Annotated in this window: 15 protein-coding genes; 2 read left to right on the top strand and 13 right to left on the bottom strand. The window is 72.1% G+C overall.

From position 1 onward, the window contains the following. Positions 1–267 precede the first annotated feature (267 nt). Both ileS and H4W80_RS54615 read left to right on the top strand, forming a co-directional pair. A complete protein-coding gene (gene ileS / locus H4W80_RS54620) occupies positions 268–3,414 on the top strand; it encodes an isoleucine--tRNA ligase (RefSeq protein ID WP_192792261.1) in 3,147 nt (1,048 codons plus the stop codon). 249 nt (positions 3,415–3,663) lie between these two features. Continuing rightward, on the top strand, positions 3,664–4,092 hold the full coding sequence (locus tag H4W80_RS54615; protein ID WP_192792260.1) for a YkvA family protein: 429 nt from the start codon (positions 3,664–3,666) through the stop codon (positions 4,090–4,092). Positions 4,093–4,109: 17 nt separating this feature from the next. Here H4W80_RS54615 and H4W80_RS54610 read toward each other — a convergent pair whose 3' ends face one another. The 13 genes from H4W80_RS54610 to murG all read right to left on the bottom strand — a co-directional run bounded on the left by H4W80_RS54610 (position 4,110) and on the right by murG (position 18,457). After that, the gene (locus H4W80_RS54610; protein ID WP_192792259.1) at positions 4,110–5,573 is read right to left on the bottom strand and encodes a sensor histidine kinase; all 1,464 of its coding nucleotides are present in this window, start codon (positions 5,571–5,573) and stop codon (positions 4,110–4,112) included. Next, positions 5,570–6,337, bottom strand: a complete 768-nt coding sequence (locus H4W80_RS54605; protein WP_192792258.1) for a response regulator transcription factor — start codon at positions 6,335–6,337, stop codon at positions 5,570–5,572. The genes H4W80_RS54610 and H4W80_RS54605 overlap by 4 nt, the downstream gene beginning before the upstream one ends. 139 nt (positions 6,338–6,476) lie before the next feature. Beyond that, positions 6,477–7,070 carry a hypothetical protein gene (locus H4W80_RS54600; RefSeq protein WP_192792257.1) on the bottom strand — a complete coding sequence of 198 codons (594 nt, stop codon included), beginning with the start codon at positions 7,068–7,070 and terminating at the stop codon, positions 6,477–6,479. A 78-nt stretch (positions 7,071–7,148) separates the two neighbouring features. Then, positions 7,149–7,853: a PepSY domain-containing protein gene (locus H4W80_RS54595; protein ID WP_225964200.1), complete on the bottom strand. Its 705-nt coding sequence runs from the start codon at positions 7,851–7,853 to the stop codon at positions 7,149–7,151. A gap of 551 nt (positions 7,854–8,404) precedes the next feature. Next, positions 8,405–10,540, bottom strand: coding sequence for a hypothetical protein (locus H4W80_RS54590; RefSeq protein ID WP_192792256.1), 2,136 nt, complete (start codon positions 10,538–10,540; stop codon positions 8,405–8,407). Positions 10,541–10,581: 41 nt separating this feature from the next. Then, positions 10,582–11,454 (bottom strand): DivIVA domain-containing protein, encoded by an 873-nt coding sequence (locus H4W80_RS54585; protein ID WP_192792255.1) that lies wholly within the window; start codon positions 11,452–11,454, stop codon positions 10,582–10,584. Between the two features lie 106 nt (positions 11,455–11,560). Then, the gene (locus H4W80_RS54580; protein ID WP_192792254.1) at positions 11,561–11,848 is read right to left on the bottom strand and encodes a YggT family protein; all 288 of its coding nucleotides are present in this window, start codon (positions 11,846–11,848) and stop codon (positions 11,561–11,563) included. 80 nt (positions 11,849–11,928) lie between these two features. After that, on the bottom strand, positions 11,929–12,429 hold the full coding sequence (locus tag H4W80_RS54575; protein ID WP_192792253.1) for a cell division protein SepF: 501 nt from the start codon (positions 12,427–12,429) through the stop codon (positions 11,929–11,931). Positions 12,430–12,568: 139 nt separating this feature from the next. Then, on the bottom strand, positions 12,569–13,261 hold the full coding sequence (locus H4W80_RS54570; RefSeq protein ID WP_192792252.1) for a YggS family pyridoxal phosphate-dependent enzyme: 693 nt from the start codon (positions 13,259–13,261) through the stop codon (positions 12,569–12,571). 99 nt (positions 13,262–13,360) lie between these two features. Continuing rightward, entirely contained in the window at positions 13,361–14,848 is a 1,488-nt protein-coding gene (ftsZ, locus tag H4W80_RS54565; protein WP_192792251.1) for a cell division protein FtsZ, read from the bottom strand. 325 nt (positions 14,849–15,173) lie between these two features. Next, positions 15,174–15,839 carry a cell division protein FtsQ/DivIB gene (locus tag H4W80_RS54560; protein WP_185073014.1) on the bottom strand — a complete coding sequence of 222 codons (666 nt, stop codon included), beginning with the start codon at positions 15,837–15,839 and terminating at the stop codon, positions 15,174–15,176. A gap of 147 nt (positions 15,840–15,986) precedes the next feature. After that, positions 15,987–17,384 carry a UDP-N-acetylmuramate--L-alanine ligase gene (murC, locus tag H4W80_RS54555; protein ID WP_192792250.1) on the bottom strand — a complete coding sequence of 466 codons (1,398 nt, stop codon included), beginning with the start codon at positions 17,382–17,384 and terminating at the stop codon, positions 15,987–15,989. Next, the gene (murG, locus tag H4W80_RS54550) at positions 17,381–18,457 is read right to left on the bottom strand and encodes an undecaprenyldiphospho-muramoylpentapeptide beta-N-acetylglucosaminyltransferase (protein ID WP_192792249.1); all 1,077 of its coding nucleotides are present in this window, start codon (positions 18,455–18,457) and stop codon (positions 17,381–17,383) included. The genes murC and murG overlap by 4 nt, the downstream gene beginning before the upstream one ends. Positions 18,458–18,460 lie beyond the last annotated feature (3 nt).

Genomic DNA, 18,460 nt, shown 5'->3' with positions numbered 1-18,460 from the left:
GCTCGCCCTGAGAAACCAGGAAGCCTTCGGCCCCACTCTGCGTTATGGTTTGAGACTGCAAGGCGTTGATGGGGCCCGACTGTGAGGGATATCACCCCGGAGCCGCCGGAAGAACGGCTCGCCAGAGCTCATTAGACCCGGCTGCAGATCAAACGAAGAGGGCCTCGCCCGCGTGCGAGGTCAAGAAGGGTGGTACCGCGGAGCCGCATGGCTTCGTCCCTTCACGCTCGCCCTACCGGCCGACGAAGCGTGGAGGTCACGCCCGAAATGTCTTCCCCATCTTTCCGCTCTCTTCCCGCGCAGGTCGACCTGCCCGCGCTCGAGCGCGAGGTCCTCGACCGCTGGCGGGACGGGAAGATCTTCGAGCGCTCCGTGGAGCAGAACTCCGGAAACCCGTCCTGGGTCTTCTACGAGGGCCCGCCCACCGCCAACGGGCTGCCCGGTGTGCACCACGTCGAGGCGCGGGTGTTCAAGGACCTGTTCCCGCGCTACAAGTCCATGCGCGGATTCAGCGTCCCGCGCAAGGCCGGCTGGGACTGCCACGGCCTGCCCGTCGAGGTCGGCGTGGAGCGCGAGCTGGGCCTGACCGGCAAGAAGGACATCGAGGAATACGGCATCGCCGAGTTCAACGCCAAGTGCCGCGAGTCGGTGCTGCGCCACGTCGACGCCTTCGAGCAGCTGACCGAGCGCATGGGCTACTGGATCGACCTGTCCCAGGCGTACCGGACCATGGACCCGTCCTACATCGAGTCGGTCTGGTGGTCGCTGAAGGTCATCTGGGACAAGGGGCTGCTGTTCCGCGACTTCCGCATCACGCCGTACTGCCCGCGCTGCGGCACCGGGCTGTCCGACCACGAGCTGGGCCAGCCCGGCGGCTACGAGACCGTCTCCAGCCCGTCGGTCTACGTCCGCATGCCGGTGACCTCCGGGCCGCTGGCCGAGCTGGGCGCCGCGCTGCTGGTGTGGACGACCACGCCGTGGACCCTCGTGTCCAACACGGCCGTCGCCGTGCACCCCGACGTGACGTACGTCGCGGCCCGCACCGCCGACGGCGAGGTCCTGGTGGTCGCCGAGCCGCTGCTGGCGGTCCTCGGCGAGGGCGCGACCGAGGTGGCCCGCTACACCGGGCGCGAGCTGGAGCACACCCCCTACTCCCGCCCGTTCGACCTGGTCGACATCCCCGGCGCCCACTACGTCGTGCTCGGCGACTACGTCACGGTCGAGGACGGCACCGGCCTGGTCCACCAGGCCCCGGCCTTCGGCGCCGACGACATGGCCGTGATCAGGCAGTACGACATGCCCGTCGTCAACCCGATCGGCCCCGACGGCCGCTTCCTCGACGACGTTCCCATGGTCGGCGGACGGTTCTTCAAGGACGCCGACGAGGAGCTGACCGAGGACCTGCGCGCCCGCGGGCTGCTCTACCGCGGCGGCCACTTCGAGCACAGCTACCCCCACTGCTGGCGCTGCCACACCCCGCTGCTCTACTACGCGCTCCCGTCCTGGTACATCCGCACCACCGCGGTCAAGGACAAGATGCTGGCCGAGAACGCCGGCACCAACTGGTTCCCCGAGACGATCAAGTGGGGCCGGTTCGGCGAGTGGCTGCGCAACAACGTCGACTGGTCGCTGTCGCGCTCGCGCTACTGGGGCACGCCGCTGCCGCTGTGGGTGTGCTCGGCGGACGAGTCCCACGTGACGTGCGTCGGCTCGCTGGAGGAGCTGGGCGGGCTGGCCGGGCAGGACATCTCGGCGCTCGACCCGCACCGCCCGTACGTGGACGACGTGACCTTCGACTGCCCGTCGTGCGGCGCCCTCGCGCGCCGCGTGCCCGACGTCATCGACGCCTGGTACGACTCCGGCTCCATGCCCTTCGCCCAGTGGGGCGAGCGCGGCAAGCCGGAGGGCGTCTACCCGGCGCAGTTCATCTGCGAGGCCACCGACCAGACGCGGGGCTGGTTCTACTCGCTGATGGCCGTCGGCACGCTGGTCTTCGGCCAGTCCTCCTACGAGAACGTGCTCTGCCTGGGCCTCATCCTGGCCGAGGACGGCCGCAAGATGAGCAAGCACCTGGGCAACATCCTCGAGCCGATCCCGCTGATGGACCAGCACGGGGCCGACGCGCTGCGGTGGTTCATGGCCTGCGCGGGCTCGCCCTGGGCCTCCCGCCGGGTGGGGCACAACACCCTCGAGGAGATCGTCCGCAAGGTCCTGCTGACGCTCTGGAACACCTCGTCGTTCTTCACCCTCTACGCCAACGCCGAGTCCTGGTCGCCGGCCATGCTCGCGCAGGCCACGCCCGCGGCCGAGCGCCCGCTGCTCGACCGCTGGGTGCTGGCCGAGCTGCACAGGACGGTGGCCGAGGTCACGGCGTCGCTGGACGAGTACGACACCCAGCGCGCCGGGCGCCGCCTGGCAGACTTCCTCGACGACCTGTCTAACTGGTACGTGCGCCGCTCGCGCCGCCGGTTCTGGCAGGGGTCGCCGGAGGCGTTCGCGACGCTCTACGAGTGCCTGGAGACGGTGACGCGGCTGATGGCGCCCGTCACGCCGTTCATCACCGACTACCTCTGGGACGTCCTGCGCTCCTCCGACGCGCCCTCCTCGGTGCACCTGGCCGCCTGGCCGGAGGTGCGCGAGGACCTGCTGGACCCGGCGCTGTCCGACCAGATGGCCCTCGTACGCCGCCTGGTGGAGCTGGGCCGCTCGGCCCGCGCCTCGTCGGGCGTCAAGACCCGCCAGCCGCTGCGCCGCGCCCTGGTGGGGGCGCACGGCTGGCCGTCGCTGCCCGGGGAGCTCCGGGGCCTGGTGGCGGACGAGCTGAACGTCCACACGCTAGAGGACATGTCCGGATTTAGCGCTGATCTCGTGACTTACTCGGTAAAGCCCAACTTCCGGGCCCTGGGCAAGCGCTTCGGCTCCCAGACCAAGCTCGTCGCGGCCGCGGTGGCCGCCGCCGACGCCACCCGCGTGGCCCGGGCCCTGCGCTCGGGATCCACGGTCATGGTGGAGGCGGACGAGCTGGGCGAGATCATGCTCGGCCCGGACGACGTGATCGTCAACGAGCAGCCCCGCTCGGGATGGGCGGTGGAGACCGGCGCCATCGGCACCGGCACGGGCGAGACGGTGGCCCTGGACCTGGAGCTCACCGACGAGCTGCGCCGCGCCGGCCTCCTGCGCGAGGTCATCCGCCTGGTCCAGGACGCCCGCAAGTCGACCGGCCTGTCGATCACGGACCGCATCGACCTGTGGTGGACCACGTCCTCCCCCGAGCTCGCCACGGCGCTGCGCACCGAGGGGCACGTGGTGGCGGAGGAGGTCCTGGCGACGACGGTCACGGAGGGCACGGCGCCGGACCTCCCGTCCCACACGGACGAGGACCTGTCCCTGACCTTCCACCTCCGCCGCGCCTGACACCCGACCCGGCGGTGGGGCGCTTTCACACCCGCCCCACCGCCGGTGAGTTGGATGGCTTGATGACGCCGCCCGTTTCGCGGCGAGCCGGCCACGGAGCGGGAGCGGGGCCGGGCCACCTGTGCCGAGGTCGAGGAGCCGGAGGCGGATCTGGCCGCTTTCGAGCAGGCGGCGCCGGCGGCTGAGGCTCCGGCCACCGCGCCTGACACCGCGGCGCCGGCCTTGGACGCATACGAGCGAGGAGAAGGCATGACCGGGGCATGGGGGTGGGACCTGCTGATCGGCATCGTGATCGCGTTGCTGGTGACCTGGGCGGCGTTGATCGCGACGCTGGCGCTGGTCCGGCCCCGTAAAGGCCTGTTGCGGGAGGCGCTGCGGCTGCTGCCGGACGTGCTGCGCCTGGTGCGCCGCCTGGCTGCCGACGCCACTCTGCCGCGCGGGGTGCGGGTACGGCTCGGCCTGCTGCTGGCCTACCTGGCGATTCCCATCGATCTGGTGCCGGACTTCATCCCCGTGCTCGGCTACGCCGACGACGCGATCATCATCACGGCTGTGCTGCGCTCGGTGGTGCGCCGCGCCGGCCTGTCCGCGGTGCGCCGGCACTGGCCGGGCACCGACGACGGGTTCGCCGTGCTGTGCCGGCTGACCGGCCTGGCCGCCCCTGATGCGACGCACTGACGGCTGGACGGTGGTGCTCAGCGCGAGCTTGCGCGGGATCGGCGGGACAGACGGTGCTGGGCCGCAGGATAGGGCGTGGCCGTCTGGGCGGAGGTTGCGGGGCGCAGGAAGACGGTGGCGTCCAACCCGCCGCCGGGGGCGGGATTGAGGGTGATCTGGCCGCCGCCGGCGTGGGTGAGCTGCTGGACGATCGGCAGTCCCAGACCGGTGCCGTCGTGGTGGGTGGTGCCAGGGGCGCGCCAGAACCGGTCGAAGGCGCGGGCGCGGTCGGCCGCGGTCATGCCCGGCCCCTGATCGATCACATGCAGCTGGACGTACGGGGTTCCGTCCGATGCGGTGGCGGGCTCGCGGTGCAGCGTGATCGTGCTGGCGGGCGGTGCGACGCGCAGCGCGTTGGAGACCAGGTTGTCGACGATCTGCTCCAGAGCTCCCGGGATGGCCTGCACCTTTCCCGCGGGCGGGCCGGTCAGGGTGATGTGCACGTGGTGTTCGGCGGCCAGGGCCGTCCAGGCGGCGGCCCGGTCGGCGAGCACCGCGTCGGCATCGACGGACTCGGGTGCGGTGGCGGCGTGTTCGAGGCGGGCCAGCGCGAGGAGCCCGTTGACCATCCGGGCCAGGCGGTCCACCTCGCCGACGGCCTCGTCCAGGCTGGGGTGGGCGCGTGGGTGCAGGTAGGGTTCGAAGTTCTCCAGCCGCAGCCGCAGTGCGGTCAGCGGGGTCTTGAGCTGGTGGGAGGCCTCGGAGGCGAACGCGCGCTGGGCGTGCAGCAGGTGCCGCAACCTGGTGGCGGTGCGGCTGAAGGTGACGGCCAGGCGGCGCAGTTCGGGCGGCCCGCGCCTGGACAGGGCCGAATCGGGCTCGTGCCCGTCGGCCAGCGCGGCGGTGGCCGCCTCCAGGGCCCGGACCGGGCGGGTCACCCAGCGGGCCAGGGCGAGCGCGATCAGGGCGGCGGCGGCCAGCACACATGCGCCACCGAGGGCCAGCGCGAGCCAGATGGTGCGCACCCGATCGGTGACGGCGCTCATCGGGTACGTCAGGCGCAGCGCCCCGCGTACGGTGGTGCCCGAGGCGCCGGGCATGGTGGCCGACAGCACCTCACCTGCCGGGCCGGCCCGGGTGCCGATCGTGGGCCGGTTGTCCAGGGCGGCGGCGATATCCGGCTCACCGGACAGGTCGGCCCCCGCTTCCCGGGCGCCGGAACCGGCGGCGGAGTCGGCCAGGACGAGCCCGCGCCGGTCGACCACGACCACCCGCCCGCCGGTGCGCCCGGCGTACTGGCGGGCCAGGTCGGGCAGGGCGGCCAGATTGTCTTCCTCGATCTCCTCCTCGGCCAGTTCGGCCAGCATCGCGGCGTCGCGTTCGGCCGAGGCGGCGAAGCGGTCCCGCTCACCGCCTGCGTAGACCAGGCCGAGGGGGATCTCCAGGGCGGCCAGCGCCAGCAGCACCAGGCCCAGGTAGCTGAGCAGCAGCCGCCGGGTCACCGCGGCACCGCGCCAGGCCGGCCGGCAGCCGGTGCGGCGGGAGGCTCGGCGGCGGGGTCCACCAGGCGGAAGCCGACCCCGCGCACGGTGGCGATCCACGCCGAATCGCCGAGTTTTCGGCGCAGGGCCGCGATGTGCGCGTCCAGCGTCTTGGTTGGGCCGAAGAAGTGCGGGTCCCACACCTCATCCAGGATCTGCTGGCGGGAGTAGACCGCGCCGGCGTCGGTGGCCAGGTACGCCAGCAGGTCGAACTCCTTGGGCGTCAACGCCACCTCGTTCCCGGCCAGCCGCACCTGGCGGGTGCGGCGGTCGACGGCCAGCGCTCCGACATGCTGCACTCCGTCCACTGCCACGGATGGGAGCGCATCGACGCCGGCCGCGGCCAGAGCCGGACTGCCGGCGCGGACGCGGCGCATGACCGCCCGGATCCGGGCCACCAGTTCCCGTACGCCGAAGGGCTTGGCCACGTAGTCATCGGCCCCCAGCTCCAGCCCCAGGACCCGGTCGATCTCCTCGCCCCGAGCGGTGATCATGATGATCGGCACCTCCGAGCGCGTCCGCAGCGCCCGGCACACGTCCAGGCCGTCCATGTCGGGTAACCCGAGATCCAGAAGGACCATCTCCGGCCGATCGGCGGCCCGGCCGGCCAGGGCCAGCGCCTCGGCGCCGGTGCGGGCGCGGGCCACCGCGAAGCCGTGGTGACCCAGGCCCTCGGTCAGCGGGTCGGCGATCCGGTCGTCATCCTCGATCAGCAGCACCAGCATGCCGTCAGGCTGACACAATCCGGGCACCGCGGGAGGAGTGAACACCACAACCTGGTCAGGAGTCGGACCAGCACCGAACTCATCCGAGCGCTCCGACCCAGGCGCGCGGTGGACAGCCTGCCGCACGGCGGCGGACGCCTCAGTGGCGCCTGTCACGCTCCCCGCCACCACGCTCCCCGCCACCACGCTCCCCGCCACCACGCTCCCCGTCACCGCGCTCACCTTCACGCCGCTCATCATCGGCGTCGTCGGCACGTCCATCCTCGACGCCCTTGTCATCGGCCCCGTCGTCGGCGTGCGCGCCCGTCGCCGGGGCTTCGGAGCTCCGGCCAGGGCGCGGGCTGGCCTGGGAGGCGGACCGTTGATCGGGCGTCGCGGCAGACGTGCCGGCAGGGCCGGCAGGGTCGGCAGGGCCGGCAGGGTCGGCCGACGACTCCTGCGACGTCCCAACCGGTACGCCGCCACGCGACCAGGTCACCGACGGGCCGGGTTGCGAGGCCGACTCGCTCACCATCGTCATGGCCACCGTGAAGCCGGGCACCGCCAGCGCCGCGACGGCGAAGGCCAGCATCGTCCAGCGGCGCACGCCAGGGACGGCACCGTCACGGCGGCCATCGCCGACGCGTTGCCGGGTGGACCCGCCGCTCGCCTCATCGGGGGCCTGTGCGGCGACGGTCCGGCGGAGCGGGAGCACGCGCCCAGCACGCGACGGACGGGGTTTGCGGTCCGGCATGTCGTTCTCCTTCGCATCGCAGCTGATGATGGCCGCCTCGCACGGGCGGCGCTGCCCACCGGGGTGAGCGGCCGGCGGTCAGTCCTCGTCTTCTTCGGCGCCTTCCTGCTTGGTGTCGACGACCTTGTAGCTCTTGTCCAGGTAGACCTCGACCGCGCTGCCGTCGGCCTGCTGAACCTCCACCGCGTACATGCCGGGCTTCTCGGCGTCGTGCTCCGACTTCAGCACCGTGCCGGGATAGGCGGCCAGCGCCGCCTGCTCGGCCTTCTGCTTGACCTCACCGGTCAGCGGCGGCTCTTCCTTCTTCTCACCCGCCTGCTCGCTGCCCTGACCGGCATCGGCCTGGCCGCTGTCCTGCTGAGCCTGCGCGCCGGACACCGGCGCTGCGACCGGCTGCTGCGAGTTGCCGCAGCCGATGAGCCCGAACAGCACCGCGGCAAGGGGAACACCGGCGAGGACGCGGGTTGTGGCCTTCATCGACGAAGCCTCCATCAAGGTGGGGGACGGCACCGCGCCCGGACGCCTCGTCCGGCCGCCGGGCCAGGGGAACGTCCACGACCCTAGGAACCGCCGCTGTAGAGCAACCCCAGCAAAGCGATAGAAGCCATCCAGAAGCTCGCCAAAATTTCCAGCCGGCTCGCTGCGGCCGACGACAGCCTCCCCGCGTGGACGGAGCACTACCTCGACCTGGCCGGGCGCGGAGTCCGCTCGGCGGAGGTCACCGCCAAGATCTCCCGGCAGCTGGAACGCTCCGGCGTCTGGATCGCCGACGGCCTCGGGCACGTGCGGCTCCCTGCCGTCACCGCGCGCGAGATCACCGCCTGGCGCGACCACCTGGCCGCCGCCGGCACCCCACGGACGCGACGGTGCTCCCGCACCGATGGCCGCAGCGACCGTCAACAACCATCTCGCGCACCCGTCGGCGCTGTTCTCCTGGATCACCGCGCGCCCCGACCGGCCTGCTGTGCCCCAGCGACCCGACCAAGCAGGTCGTCCCGCAGGTGCGCCGCCTCGGTCATGCCGACGACCGCTACCCGCGCCTGTACGCCAACCCACCCGAGGACATCGCCGCCCCGCCCCTGACGCTCACCCCCGCAGTGGGGGCGTCCCCAAGGCCCGCCCATCACGGCGCCTGACAGCCACCCCGCGATGGGAAGCGCCCTCACAGCCCACCCACCGCCTGACCCTTCGCAGGCGCGTCGCCTGTCATCCGGATGGGATCGCGTTACCCAGGCGAGGAGCGCCGCCGTCGGACGCCCCTGAGCGCAGGGGCGTCAGCAGCCGTCACCAGCGCGCGTAGGGGCCTTGCTCGGGTCGGGCCGGGAGGCGGGCTCTCAGCTCACCGTCTCGCGGTCGTGCTGGCACACCGAGCAGCTCGTCAGCCCGGCCGCCTCCGCCGCCGCGAGCGTCATCGTCTCCACGCCCGACTCCCCCGCGCCCCTGATCAACGGGCAGGCGGTGCTGTGGTAGCGGCGGGTGCCGATGATGACCTTCACCGTGCCGGAACGCCCGCCCTTGCCCTCAGCGTCATCGCCCGAGGAGCCGGTGGGCTTGTCGCCGGCCTTGGCCGAGCCGGAGGCCTCAGGCTTGGTGGTCTTGGCCGAGCCGGAGGCCTCAGGCTTGGTGGTCTTGGCCGTCGCGGCCGAGGCGCCGGGCTTGGGCGCCGACCCGCTCTCCTCGCCCTTGGGGGCATCTGGCTTGGCATCGCCCTTGGAGCCCGAGCCGGCGGATCCGGGCGTCGAACCCGACGCCGTGCCGGGCGTGCCCGGCTTCGTCCCCGAGCCGGCGGACCCACCGGTGGCGGAGGTCCCGGGCTTCGGGCTCGCGCCGCCGGGCGCGCCCGCCTTGGCCGGGCCACTCGCGGCAGAGGGCCGCTCAGAAGCCGCCGGACGGTCGGAGGCAGACGGCCGATCGGAGGCCGACGGGCGGCCAGAAGCTGACGAGCGGTCGGGGCCGGGCTTTTCCGTCGTCGAAGGCTTGCCGGCCGGGCCCGTGCCGGAAGGGCCTGCGGTGCTCGTGCCGGGACCTGGGGGCAGCGGGCCCTTGGGCTTGGCCTCCGACTCGGCGGAGGACGCGGGCCGTTCCGGCACCGTCGCGCCCTCCCCCGCCGTGGCAGGCGTCTTCGCGGCCCCAGAAGGACGCTGTGACGGCCCGGAAGCCCCACCCGAGGGTCCTGAACGGACCGGCGTCCCGGAAGAGGTCACGCGCGGCTGCGGTGCCGTGGCGGGGCCCGCGGAATCGTCCTCGTCGGTCACGCTCGAAGAGGAGCCACCGGCGGGCCGTCCGGGCCGGGCAGCGCCGGTCGATCCCGGCTTCGCGCCCGACGACGGGCCACCGGCCGTTCCCGGCTTCGACGACGAACCGCCGGGCTGTCCCGGCTTCGACGGGCCGCCGGTCTGTCCCGGCTTGTCGCCGGGCCGGCCGGGCTTGGTGCCGGGCTGCTCGGGCGAGCCGGCGGGCTGGCCGGGCTTGGTGCCGGACGGACGCGATGCGCCGGAAGGCTGGCCGGGTCTCGTGCCGGATTGCTCCGATGTGCCGGGCTTGGTGGCGGGCTGTTGCGGCGTGCCGGTGCGCGGCGAAGGCTTGGCCGCGGGTGCTCCGGCCTTGCCGGGGGCTCCCGTGGCGGGGCCTTCCGGAGCGGCGGAGGGCGAGCCGGGCCTGCGCGCGGAAGGCGGCGGCCGGAAATATGACGTCTCCGCGTCCGCCTGATCGTCATCCGATTCGGAGGAGGAGGGGGACGGGCGGCCGAACCACGCGGTGGCGCCTTCCTCGCGGGAGGCGGGCTCCGGGTCGGGGGTGGAAGCCTTCGCGGCAGGCTTCGGCGGGGCGACCGGCGGACGTACGTCGCGGGTCTGTGCGGAGTCTTCCGCCCGGCTGGCCGCCGTGACGGCGGCGCCGGGGGCGACGGCGGGCTCGGGGTCGACGGCAGGCGGCAGCTGCCGTCCGCCGAGCGCGGCGTCAGGCAGGCACGCCGTGCAGGGCGTGAAGCCCTCCTCGCGTGCCTCCTCGTACGTGAGCTCCTCGCTGTCCCGGCCGCTCAGCTGCCGGCAGCCGGACACGTGGTAGCGCTTGCGTCCGGGGATCACCAACACGATCGCATCCGGCGAGATGCCGCTCGCCGCGGGGCGGCGGGGCGCGGCGGGGGGAACGGTCGCCGTCCGCTGCGGCGTCTGCGGATGCGGATGCTGCTGGGGTCGCGGTGGGGGCTGGTGACCCATGGGGCCGGTCTGGTTGTAAGGCGAGCCGGGGCCCGGCGGCATGAGCCCTTTCGGTGGGGTGGCCGGCGCAGCGGCCTGCCCACCACCGGGAAAAAGCTCGTTTCGCCGCAGGAACGCCCCGATCACGAGGAACAGCGCGGACAGCACGCTGACCACGATGGACCACATGATCAGGAACGGCTTAGCCAGTACGAAGCCCGCGATCAGCAACACGACCGCCGCGAGCACCAAACCAGCACTGATAAGGATCACAGGGGGCTCTTTCGAGTGACAGGTCCTAGTGACCCGCTACTTTACCGGCGGTCGTTGTGCGGACCGTCACTGCCGGGGAAGGCGCCCTGGGGAGCCTCGCCGCCGAACGGGCTGGGACCGCCGGGAAGCGGCTGCTGGCCCTGCGAGACGGCGTGGGACATGGCGGGAGCCTGGCCCGTCGGACCACCGGACATCACCGGGAACCCACCGCTGCCCTCGGCGGACACGTTGAGCTCGGCGAGCTGGTTTTCCAGGTAGAGCTTCAGCCTGCTGCGGTATTCGCGCTCGAAGCTGCGCAGCTCCTCGACCTTGCGCTCGAGCTCGTCGCGGGTCTGCACCAGCGAGCCCATCGCCTGGCGGTGGCGCTCCTGCGCGTCGCGCTCGAGCGTCTCGGCGCGGGCGCGGGCGTCGCCGATGACCTGCTCGGCCTGGCGGCGCGCCTTGGTGAGGATCTCGTCGGCCTCGCGCCGGGCGCGGGTGACCGTCTCGTCCGCCTCCCGGCGGGCGTCGGAGATCGCCTGGTCGGCGGTCTGCTGGGCGAGGGCGAGCACGCGGGCCGCGGTGTCCATGTTGTCCTCGGCGGGAGGCATGTTCATGGCGACGGGGACCGGCTGCTGCACAGGCGGCGGCTCGGGGGCGCGCATGGGCTCCGGCTGGGGCGGCGGAGCCATCATCTCGGGCTTGGGCTGCTCCTGGACCGGGGCGGAGGCCATGGGCATGTTCATGCCGCCAGGCACCTTCCCGCGCAGGCACTCGGCCAGCTTGGCGCGGAGCTCTTCGTTCTCTTGGATCAGACGGTCGAGCTCAGCCTCCACCTCGTCGAGGAAGGCGTCGACCTCTTCCTCGTCGTAGCCCGGCCGCAACCGGGTGGTACTGAACTGCTTGTTCCGCACATCAGCGGGCGTCAGCGGCATTTTTTGGTCTCCTTGGCGCGCTTTGGAGTCTGTCCGGAGGGACGGTAACCCGAATCACTTCAGCGCGGACACGAGTTGGATCACGACCTGCGCGACACCGCCCCCGTCATCGCAGCAGCCCCGCGAGCTGGATCAGCAGCAGGACGGCGATGAACAGGACAGTGAAGCTTAGGTCAAAGGCCACCGTACCCAACCGGAGCGGAGGAATGAAACGGCGGAGGAACTTGAGAGGTGGGTCGGTTGCGGTGTAAGTGGCTTCGGCCAGCACCAGGACGATGCCGGAGGGGCGCCACTGACGGGCGAAAGCCTGCACCGTCTCGAAGATCATTCTGCCGATGAGCAGCACCAGATAGAGGGACAGGACTACGACCAAGATCTGACCTACGATCCCCACGGCCCGGCCGCGCCTCCACTTCCGATGTGCCCTCCCGGTCTCGGCGAGACCCGGTTGGGTGCGATAGACATACAGAGACTCTAACTCTGATTGAAGAATCCGCGTTCCGCGATTCGAGCCTTGTCCTCGGCGGTCACCTCGACATTGGCAGGGGACAACAGGAACACCTTGTTGGTAACACGTTCAATGCTGCCATGTAGGCCAAAGACCAGACCTGCCGCGAAATCGACAAGACGCTTGGCGTCGCTGTCAACCATCTCTGTCAGGTTCATGATGACCGGGGTGCCGTCCCGGAAGTGCTCTCCGATCGTACGCGCCTCGTTGTACGTCCGGGGGTGGAGCGTCGTGATGCGGGCCAGATCGGTCGTGCGGCGCTCCAGGATCGTCGTGGCGGGCCTGGGCGCGGGCACCCCTGCCTCGGGCTCGTCGTCGCGGTCCTGGACCGCTACGGGCCGCTCGTCGCCGGTCCGCTGCACCTCGTCCTCGTAGGCGTAGTCGTCCGGGTAGGTTTCGTACCTCTCGTAGCGGTCGTCCTCCACGAGACCGAGGTAGACCGCCATCTTGCGCATCGCGCCGGCCATCGCTACGTCGTCCTCCTGCTCACGGTCGCACTCGCTCGAGCCCGTCGCCGGATCCCGAGGCGGTAGCCGTACCCCCTTGGAGCTCACCGCTGATCGACCTCTACTTGGTCATGGGCCTGAAGACCCACTTGAGGGGACATTACCTGACGAAGGGCTTGCGACGACCGAGCAACGCCGTACCGACCCGCACGTGTGTCGCGCCGTACGCGATGGCTTCGTTGAGGTCCTCGCTCATACCGGCCGAAATCATCGTGGCGCGCGGATGCTGCTCCTCCAGGCGCGTGGCCACGTCACGCAACCTGGCGAACGCCTTGGCGGGCTCCTCCCCCAGCGGCGCCACGGCCATGACGCCGCCCAGCCACAGCCCCTCGGCCAGCGCCACCTCGTCGGCCAGCTCCAGCACGTCCGCGGCGCGGGCGCCGCCCCTGCCGGGGTCGTCGTCGAGCGCGACCTGGATGAGGCAGCCGACCCTGCGGCCCTGGCGCACCGCCTCCTTGCTGATCGCCTCCACCAGCCGGAGCCGGTCGACGGAGTGGATCACGTCGGCGTACGCGACGACGGAACGGACCTTGTTGGTCTGGAGCTGCCCGACGAAGTGCCAGGTCAGCGGCAGGTCGGCGAGCTCTTGCGCCTTGGGGCCGGCCTCCTGGTCCCGGTTCTCGCCGACGTCGCGCACGCCCAGCTCGGCCAGGATCCGCACATCCTCGGCCGGGCGGGTCTTGGTGACGGCGATCAGCGTGACCTCGCCCCGGTCGCGACCCACCGCGCGGCAGGCCGCCGCGATGCGCGTGTCGACCTCGGCGAGCCCGGCCGCGATCTCGTCCCTTCTCACGTGGCTCTCCCTTTCACTACACGCCCGTGCGGTACGCCTCCCGCGCGCACGACGGCGCCGCTCCCGGATCCCTGCGGGGAGCGGCGTCAGGCTACCGGGCTATTTGAGGAAGTCGGGGACGTCGAGCTCCTCTTCCTGCTCCTCGAAGATCACCCGAGGACGTTTGGCGGGCTCCGACATGCGGGAGGTGATGGGCGTGGGCGGATTGGCGGGCTCGGGCGTGGGCCGGGGGATGGAGACGGGGCCGGACGGCTCGTCGGCCGGCGGCTCGTCGTCGACGGGCCCGAGGGCCTGCGCCGGCTCCACCGGGCGCACCGGCTCCGGGCGGGGCGGCTCGGGACGCGGCTCGGGGCGGGGATCCGCCCTGAACTCCGCGCGCGGCTCCGGCCGGGAGTCGGCCCTGAACTCGGCCCGCGGCTCCGGACGGGGCTCAGGACGGAACTCGGGGCGCGGCTCGGGCCGGAAGTCCGCACGCGGCTCCGGACGCACCTCAGCGCGCGGCTCAGGACGCAGCGGAGGCTGCTCCGACTTCACGCTGGGGGACGCGACGCTCGGCCGCACAGGCGACGACACGGGCGGCGCGGCCGGCGGGGCGGCGGGACGGCTCGCCGGGCGGGGCAGCGGCTTCTCCACCGGGGGCGGCACGTCGTCGAACCCGGCCGCGATCACCGTCACGCGGACCTCGTCGCCGAGCGCGTCGTCGATGACCGTGCCGAAGATGATGTTGGCGTCCGGCGCGGCCGCCATGGACACGAGCTGCGCGGCCTCGTTGATCTCGAACAGACCGAGGTCGGAGCCGCCCGCGATCGACAGCAGCACGCCGTGGGCGCCGTCGATGCTGGCCTCCAGCAGCGGGCTGGAGACCGCCATCTCGGCCGCCGCCACCGAACGGTCGTCGCCCCGGGCGTGGCCGATGCCCATGAGGGCGGAACCGGCGCCCGACATGACCGACTTGACGTCGGCGAAGTCGAGGTTGATCAGACCAGGGGTGGTGATCAGGTCGGTGATGCCCTGGACACCGGACAGCAGCACCTGGTCCGCCGCCTTGAACGCGTCGAGCACGCTCACCTGCCGGTCGGAGATCGACAGCAGACGGTCGTTGGGGATCACGATCAGCGTGTCGACCTCGTCGCGCAGCGTCTCGATGCCGGCTTCGGCCTGCATGGCCCTGCGCCGCCCCTCGAAGCTGAACGGCCTGGTCACGACGCCGATGGTGAGCGCGCCGAGCGACCGGGCGATGTTGGCCACGACGGGCGCGCCGCCCGTGCCGGTGCCGCCACCCTCGCCGGCCGTGACGAAGACCATGTCGGCCCCCTTGAGGACCTCCTCGATCTCCTCGCGGTGGTCCTCGGCCGCCTTGCGCCCCACGTCGGGGTTGGCGCCCGCGCCCAGTCCGCGCGTGAGCTCACGGCCCACGTCGAGTTTCACATCGGCGTCACTCATCAGCAGCGCCTGGGCGTCGGTGTTTATCGCGATGAACTCGACGCCCTTGAGTCCCTCCTCGATCATCCGGTTGACGGCGTTGACTCCGCCGCCGCCGATGCCGACGACCTTGATGACCGCGAGGTAGTTCTGCGGTGCTGCCACGACGAGGGGCCTTTCCGCTCGTTGACTTGCCATTTCGGTGCGGATTGTCTCCGCTTTTTGTCACTTCGGGTAACTCTCAACCTCAGGTTGAGATTTAGATTTATGTCAACCTGAGGATTGATACGGACAGTAGGAGTCCCCTACCTGGCGGGTCAACTAACCGCGCCGCAAGCACGTCCGGCGTGTCGCGGGCTGTCCGTTTCGCTCCGAAGTCGCGCCTGGTCGGGGGCTCCTCTGCCCGACGCACGACTTAAGGCTCTCACGCCGCGACCCCCACCTCGCACAAGCTGGGCGATGCCGTTGCCGGGCACTTGCCCAGTCTTGATCACTTCAGCGTCACCACGTCCGGGGAACTGACGTCGTACACCGTGGCTTTTTCGCGTTTGAGCAGTGATGTGAGAATGCGGGCCTTCTCCTTGGGACGGTCGGCGCCGCCCCAGATGACGGTGCGCCCGTCGGACAGCAGCAGGGTCACGCCCTCGGCCGTGCCCGCGCGCACCTCCCTGACCTTGGGGGCCAGCACGTCCGGGACCGCCTGGATGACCTGCAGCGCCGCCATCATGGCCGGGTCGCCGACGGCGGGGTTGTCGACTTTCAGCACCGGCAGCATGGGCGGCGCCGCGGACTTGACCTCGATCACCACGCCCTGCTTGTCGACGATCGCCACCTTGCCGCCGGCGGGGATCGCCGCGACGGGCTCGCGCTCGACCACTTCGATCTTGAGCGTGCCCGGCCAGATCCGGTCCACCTTCGCCTTGGCGAGCTGTCTGATGCCCAGGACGCGGGTCTCGACGTCGGCGAGGTTGACGGTGGCGAGGGGATGGAGATCCGGCACGCCGGCCTGCTGCTTGATGCGCTCGCTCGGCACTGTGAGATTTCCCACGATCTCGATCGATCGCACGCCCAGCACCGGCGAGAAGAACACCAGCCAGGCGGCCGTGCCCACCACTCCCGCCGTCAGCAGCCCCAGGAACGCGGTCCTCGCCTTCATCGCCCTCCCCATGCCGGCCCCGGGATCCGGCCCCGGAGCGTCGGCACAGAACCTACGCCGACGCGCGCCCGGGCACCCGCGCGCCACGCCCAAACGCCCCCCAACGGGACGCGGCGCGCCCGCTCTCCCGCCGTTTGGGCAGGGCTCTCAGGAGAGGCGGGCCACGATCTGGGGGCCGAGCTCCGTGACGTCGCCCGCGCCCATGGTGAGCACGATGTCGCCGGGCCGCGCCCGCTCGGCCACCATCGCGGGCACCAGGGCCCGGTCGGGCGCGTACGCGACCCGCTCGGGGGGCAGCGGCACCTTCCCGGCCACCATCGCGCCCGAGACGCCCGGCTCGGGATCCTCGCGGGCCCCGTAGACGTCGAGCACGATGGCCTCGTCGGCCAGCCCGAGCGCCGCGCCGAACTCGTCGGCGAAGAACCGGGTGCGCGAGTAGAGGTGCGGCTGGAAGATCGCGATGACCCGGCCGTCGCCGGAGTAGGAGGCGACCACGTCGCGGGCGGCCTTCAGGTCGGCCGTGAGCTCGGTCGGGTGGTGCGCGTAGCTGTCGAAGACCGCGATGCCGCCGGCCTCGCCCTTGGCCTCGAAGCGCCGCTTGGCCCCCGTGAAGGCCCCCAGCCCCTCTCTGATCTCCTCGAAGGGCAGCCCCAGCTCGTCGGCCACGGCGATCACCGCGGTGGCGTTGAGCGCGTTGTGCGCCCCGGGGACGGCCAGCCGGACCTCACCCCTGCCCTCGATGGCGAAGACCGTGCCGAACCCGTCGGGCCTGACCCCGCTCACGCGGTAGTCCTCGCCCTCGGCCCCGTACGTCTTGACCCGCAGCCCCCGCTCGCGCGCCCGGTGCGCCAGCTCGGCCGCGCCCGGGTCGTCGGCGCACGCGATCAGCAGCGAGCCCACCCGCTCGGCGAAGCGGGCGAAGCTGGCGTGCACGGCCCCCGGGTCGCCGTAGTTGTCGAGGTGGTCGGCCTCGACGTTGGTCACCACGGCGATGTCCGGCGCGAGCATGAGGAAGGAGCCGTCGCTCTCGTCGGCCTCGGCCACGAACACCTGGCCCTGCCCCTCGTCGGCGCCGAGCCCGGTGGTGACGAGCTGCCCGCCCACGCAGTAGGACGGGTCGGCACCGCACTTCTGCAGGGCCACGGTCAGCATCGAGCTGGTGGTGGTCTTGCCGTGGGTGCCCGCGATGGCCACGGCGGTGCGCCCGGCCATGACGGAGGCCAGCGCGGCGGCCCGCGGGATGATCCGCAGGCCCTGCTTGAGCGCCTCGCCCAGCTCGGGGTTGGAGTCGCGGATGGCGGTCGAGACGACCACGGTGTCGACGTCCTTGATGTGCGAGGCGGCGTGGCCGATGTGGACCGTGGCGCCCAGCTCGCGCAGCTCGGTGATCAGCTCGGAGCTGCGCGCGTCGCTGCCCGTCACCCGCACGCCGCGCTTGAGGAGGATGCGGGCGATGCCCGACATGCCCGCGCCGCCGATGCCGATGAAGTGCACCCGCCCCAGCTCCGCAACGGCAATGGGGTCGACCAGCTTGACGAGACTCATCGGGCTATCTCCAACACTTTCCGGGCAAGCATGATATCGGCGTCCTTCCGGCCAAGTCTGGAGGCGGCCTCCGACATGGCGGCGACCCGCTCGGGGTCACGGAGGATGGGCAGCACGTTGTGGATGATCCATTCGGGTGACAGCTGGGCGTCGTCGACCATCAGGCCGCCGCCGCCCCGGGCGATGCGCCCGGCGTTGATGGCCTGCTCGCCGTTGCCGTGCGGCAGCGGCACGTACGCGGCCGGCAGCCCCACCGCGGTCAGCTCCGCGCACGACAGCGCGCCGGCGCGGCACAGCGCGAAGTCGGCGGCCGCGTAGGCGACGTCCATGCGGTCGACGTAGGGCAGCAGGACGTACTGGGGGTCGCCCGGCGGCGGCTCGTGGTCGACGGCGTTGTTCGGGCCGAGCACGTGGAGCACCTGCACGCCCGCGCTGCGCAGCACGGGCGCGGCGGCGAGCGCGGCCTGGTTGAGGGACCTGGCGCCCTGCGAGCCGCCGAAGACGAGCAGCGTGGGCCGGTCGTTCTCCAGCCCGAACCAGGAGCGCGCCTTGTCGCCCGCCGACAGCCGGTCGAGCGTGACGATCTCGCGGCGCAGCGGGGTGCCGATGTATTCGGCCTTGGGCATCGCGGCCTCGGGGAAGCCGGTGAAGACGTGGTCGGTGAGCCGGGCGCCCAGCCGGTTGGCCAGGCCGGGCCGCGGATTGGCCTCGTGCACGACGATCGGCACGCCGCGCCGCTTGGCCGCCAGGTAGGCGGGGGTCGCGACGTAGCCGCCGAAGCCCACGAGGACGTCGGCCTGAACCCGGTCGAGTATGCCGGCCGCGGCGTTGATCGCCCCGGCCAGCCGGCCCGGCACGGTGAGCAGGCTCGGAGTGATCGCCCTTGGCAGCGGCACGGCCGGCACCAGCGCCAGCTCGTATCCCCTGGCGGGAACCAGCCGCGTCTCCAAACCGCGCTCGGTGCCCATGCAGGTGATGCCGACGCTCCGGTCAAGATGCCGCAGCGCGTCCGCAAGGGCGAGCGCGGGCTCGATGTGCCCGGCCGCCCCACCACCGGCGAGGACCACCCTCATCTC

This window comes from Nonomuraea angiospora (assembly GCF_014873145.1).
Classification (GTDB): domain Bacteria; phylum Actinomycetota; class Actinomycetes; order Streptosporangiales; family Streptosporangiaceae; genus Nonomuraea; species Nonomuraea angiospora.
The sequence above is the reverse complement of the archived record's forward strand: the minus strand, read 5'-3'. Positions and strand labels throughout refer to the sequence as shown.

Excerpts from the sequence above, each read along its gene's own strand:
- ileS (WP_192792261.1), top strand. The coding sequence starts at position 268 with ATGTCTTCCCCATCTTTCCGCTCTCTTCCCGCGCAGGTCGACCTGCCC.
- H4W80_RS54615 (WP_192792260.1), top strand. The coding sequence starts at position 3,664 with ATGACCGGGGCATGGGGGTGGGACCTGCTGATCGGCATCGTGATCGCG.
- H4W80_RS54605 (WP_192792258.1), bottom strand. The coding sequence starts at position 6,337 with ATGCTGGTGCTGCTGATCGAGGATGACGACCGGATCGCCGACCCGCTG.
- H4W80_RS54600 (WP_192792257.1), bottom strand. The coding sequence starts at position 7,070 with ATGCCGGACCGCAAACCCCGTCCGTCGCGTGCTGGGCGCGTGCTCCCG.
- H4W80_RS54585 (WP_192792255.1), bottom strand. The coding sequence starts at position 11,454 with ATGCCGCTGACGCCCGCTGATGTGCGGAACAAGCAGTTCAGTACCACC.
- H4W80_RS54575 (WP_192792253.1), bottom strand. The coding sequence starts at position 12,429 with ATGGCCGGCGCGATGCGCAAGATGGCGGTCTACCTCGGTCTCGTGGAG.
- H4W80_RS54560 (WP_185073014.1), bottom strand. The coding sequence starts at position 15,839 with ATGAAGGCGAGGACCGCGTTCCTGGGGCTGCTGACGGCGGGAGTGGTG.
- murC (WP_192792250.1), bottom strand. The coding sequence starts at position 17,384 with ATGAGTCTCGTCAAGCTGGTCGACCCCATTGCCGTTGCGGAGCTGGGG.
- murG (WP_192792249.1), bottom strand. The coding sequence starts at position 18,457 with ATGAGGGTGGTCCTCGCCGGTGGTGGGGCGGCCGGGCACATCGAGCCC.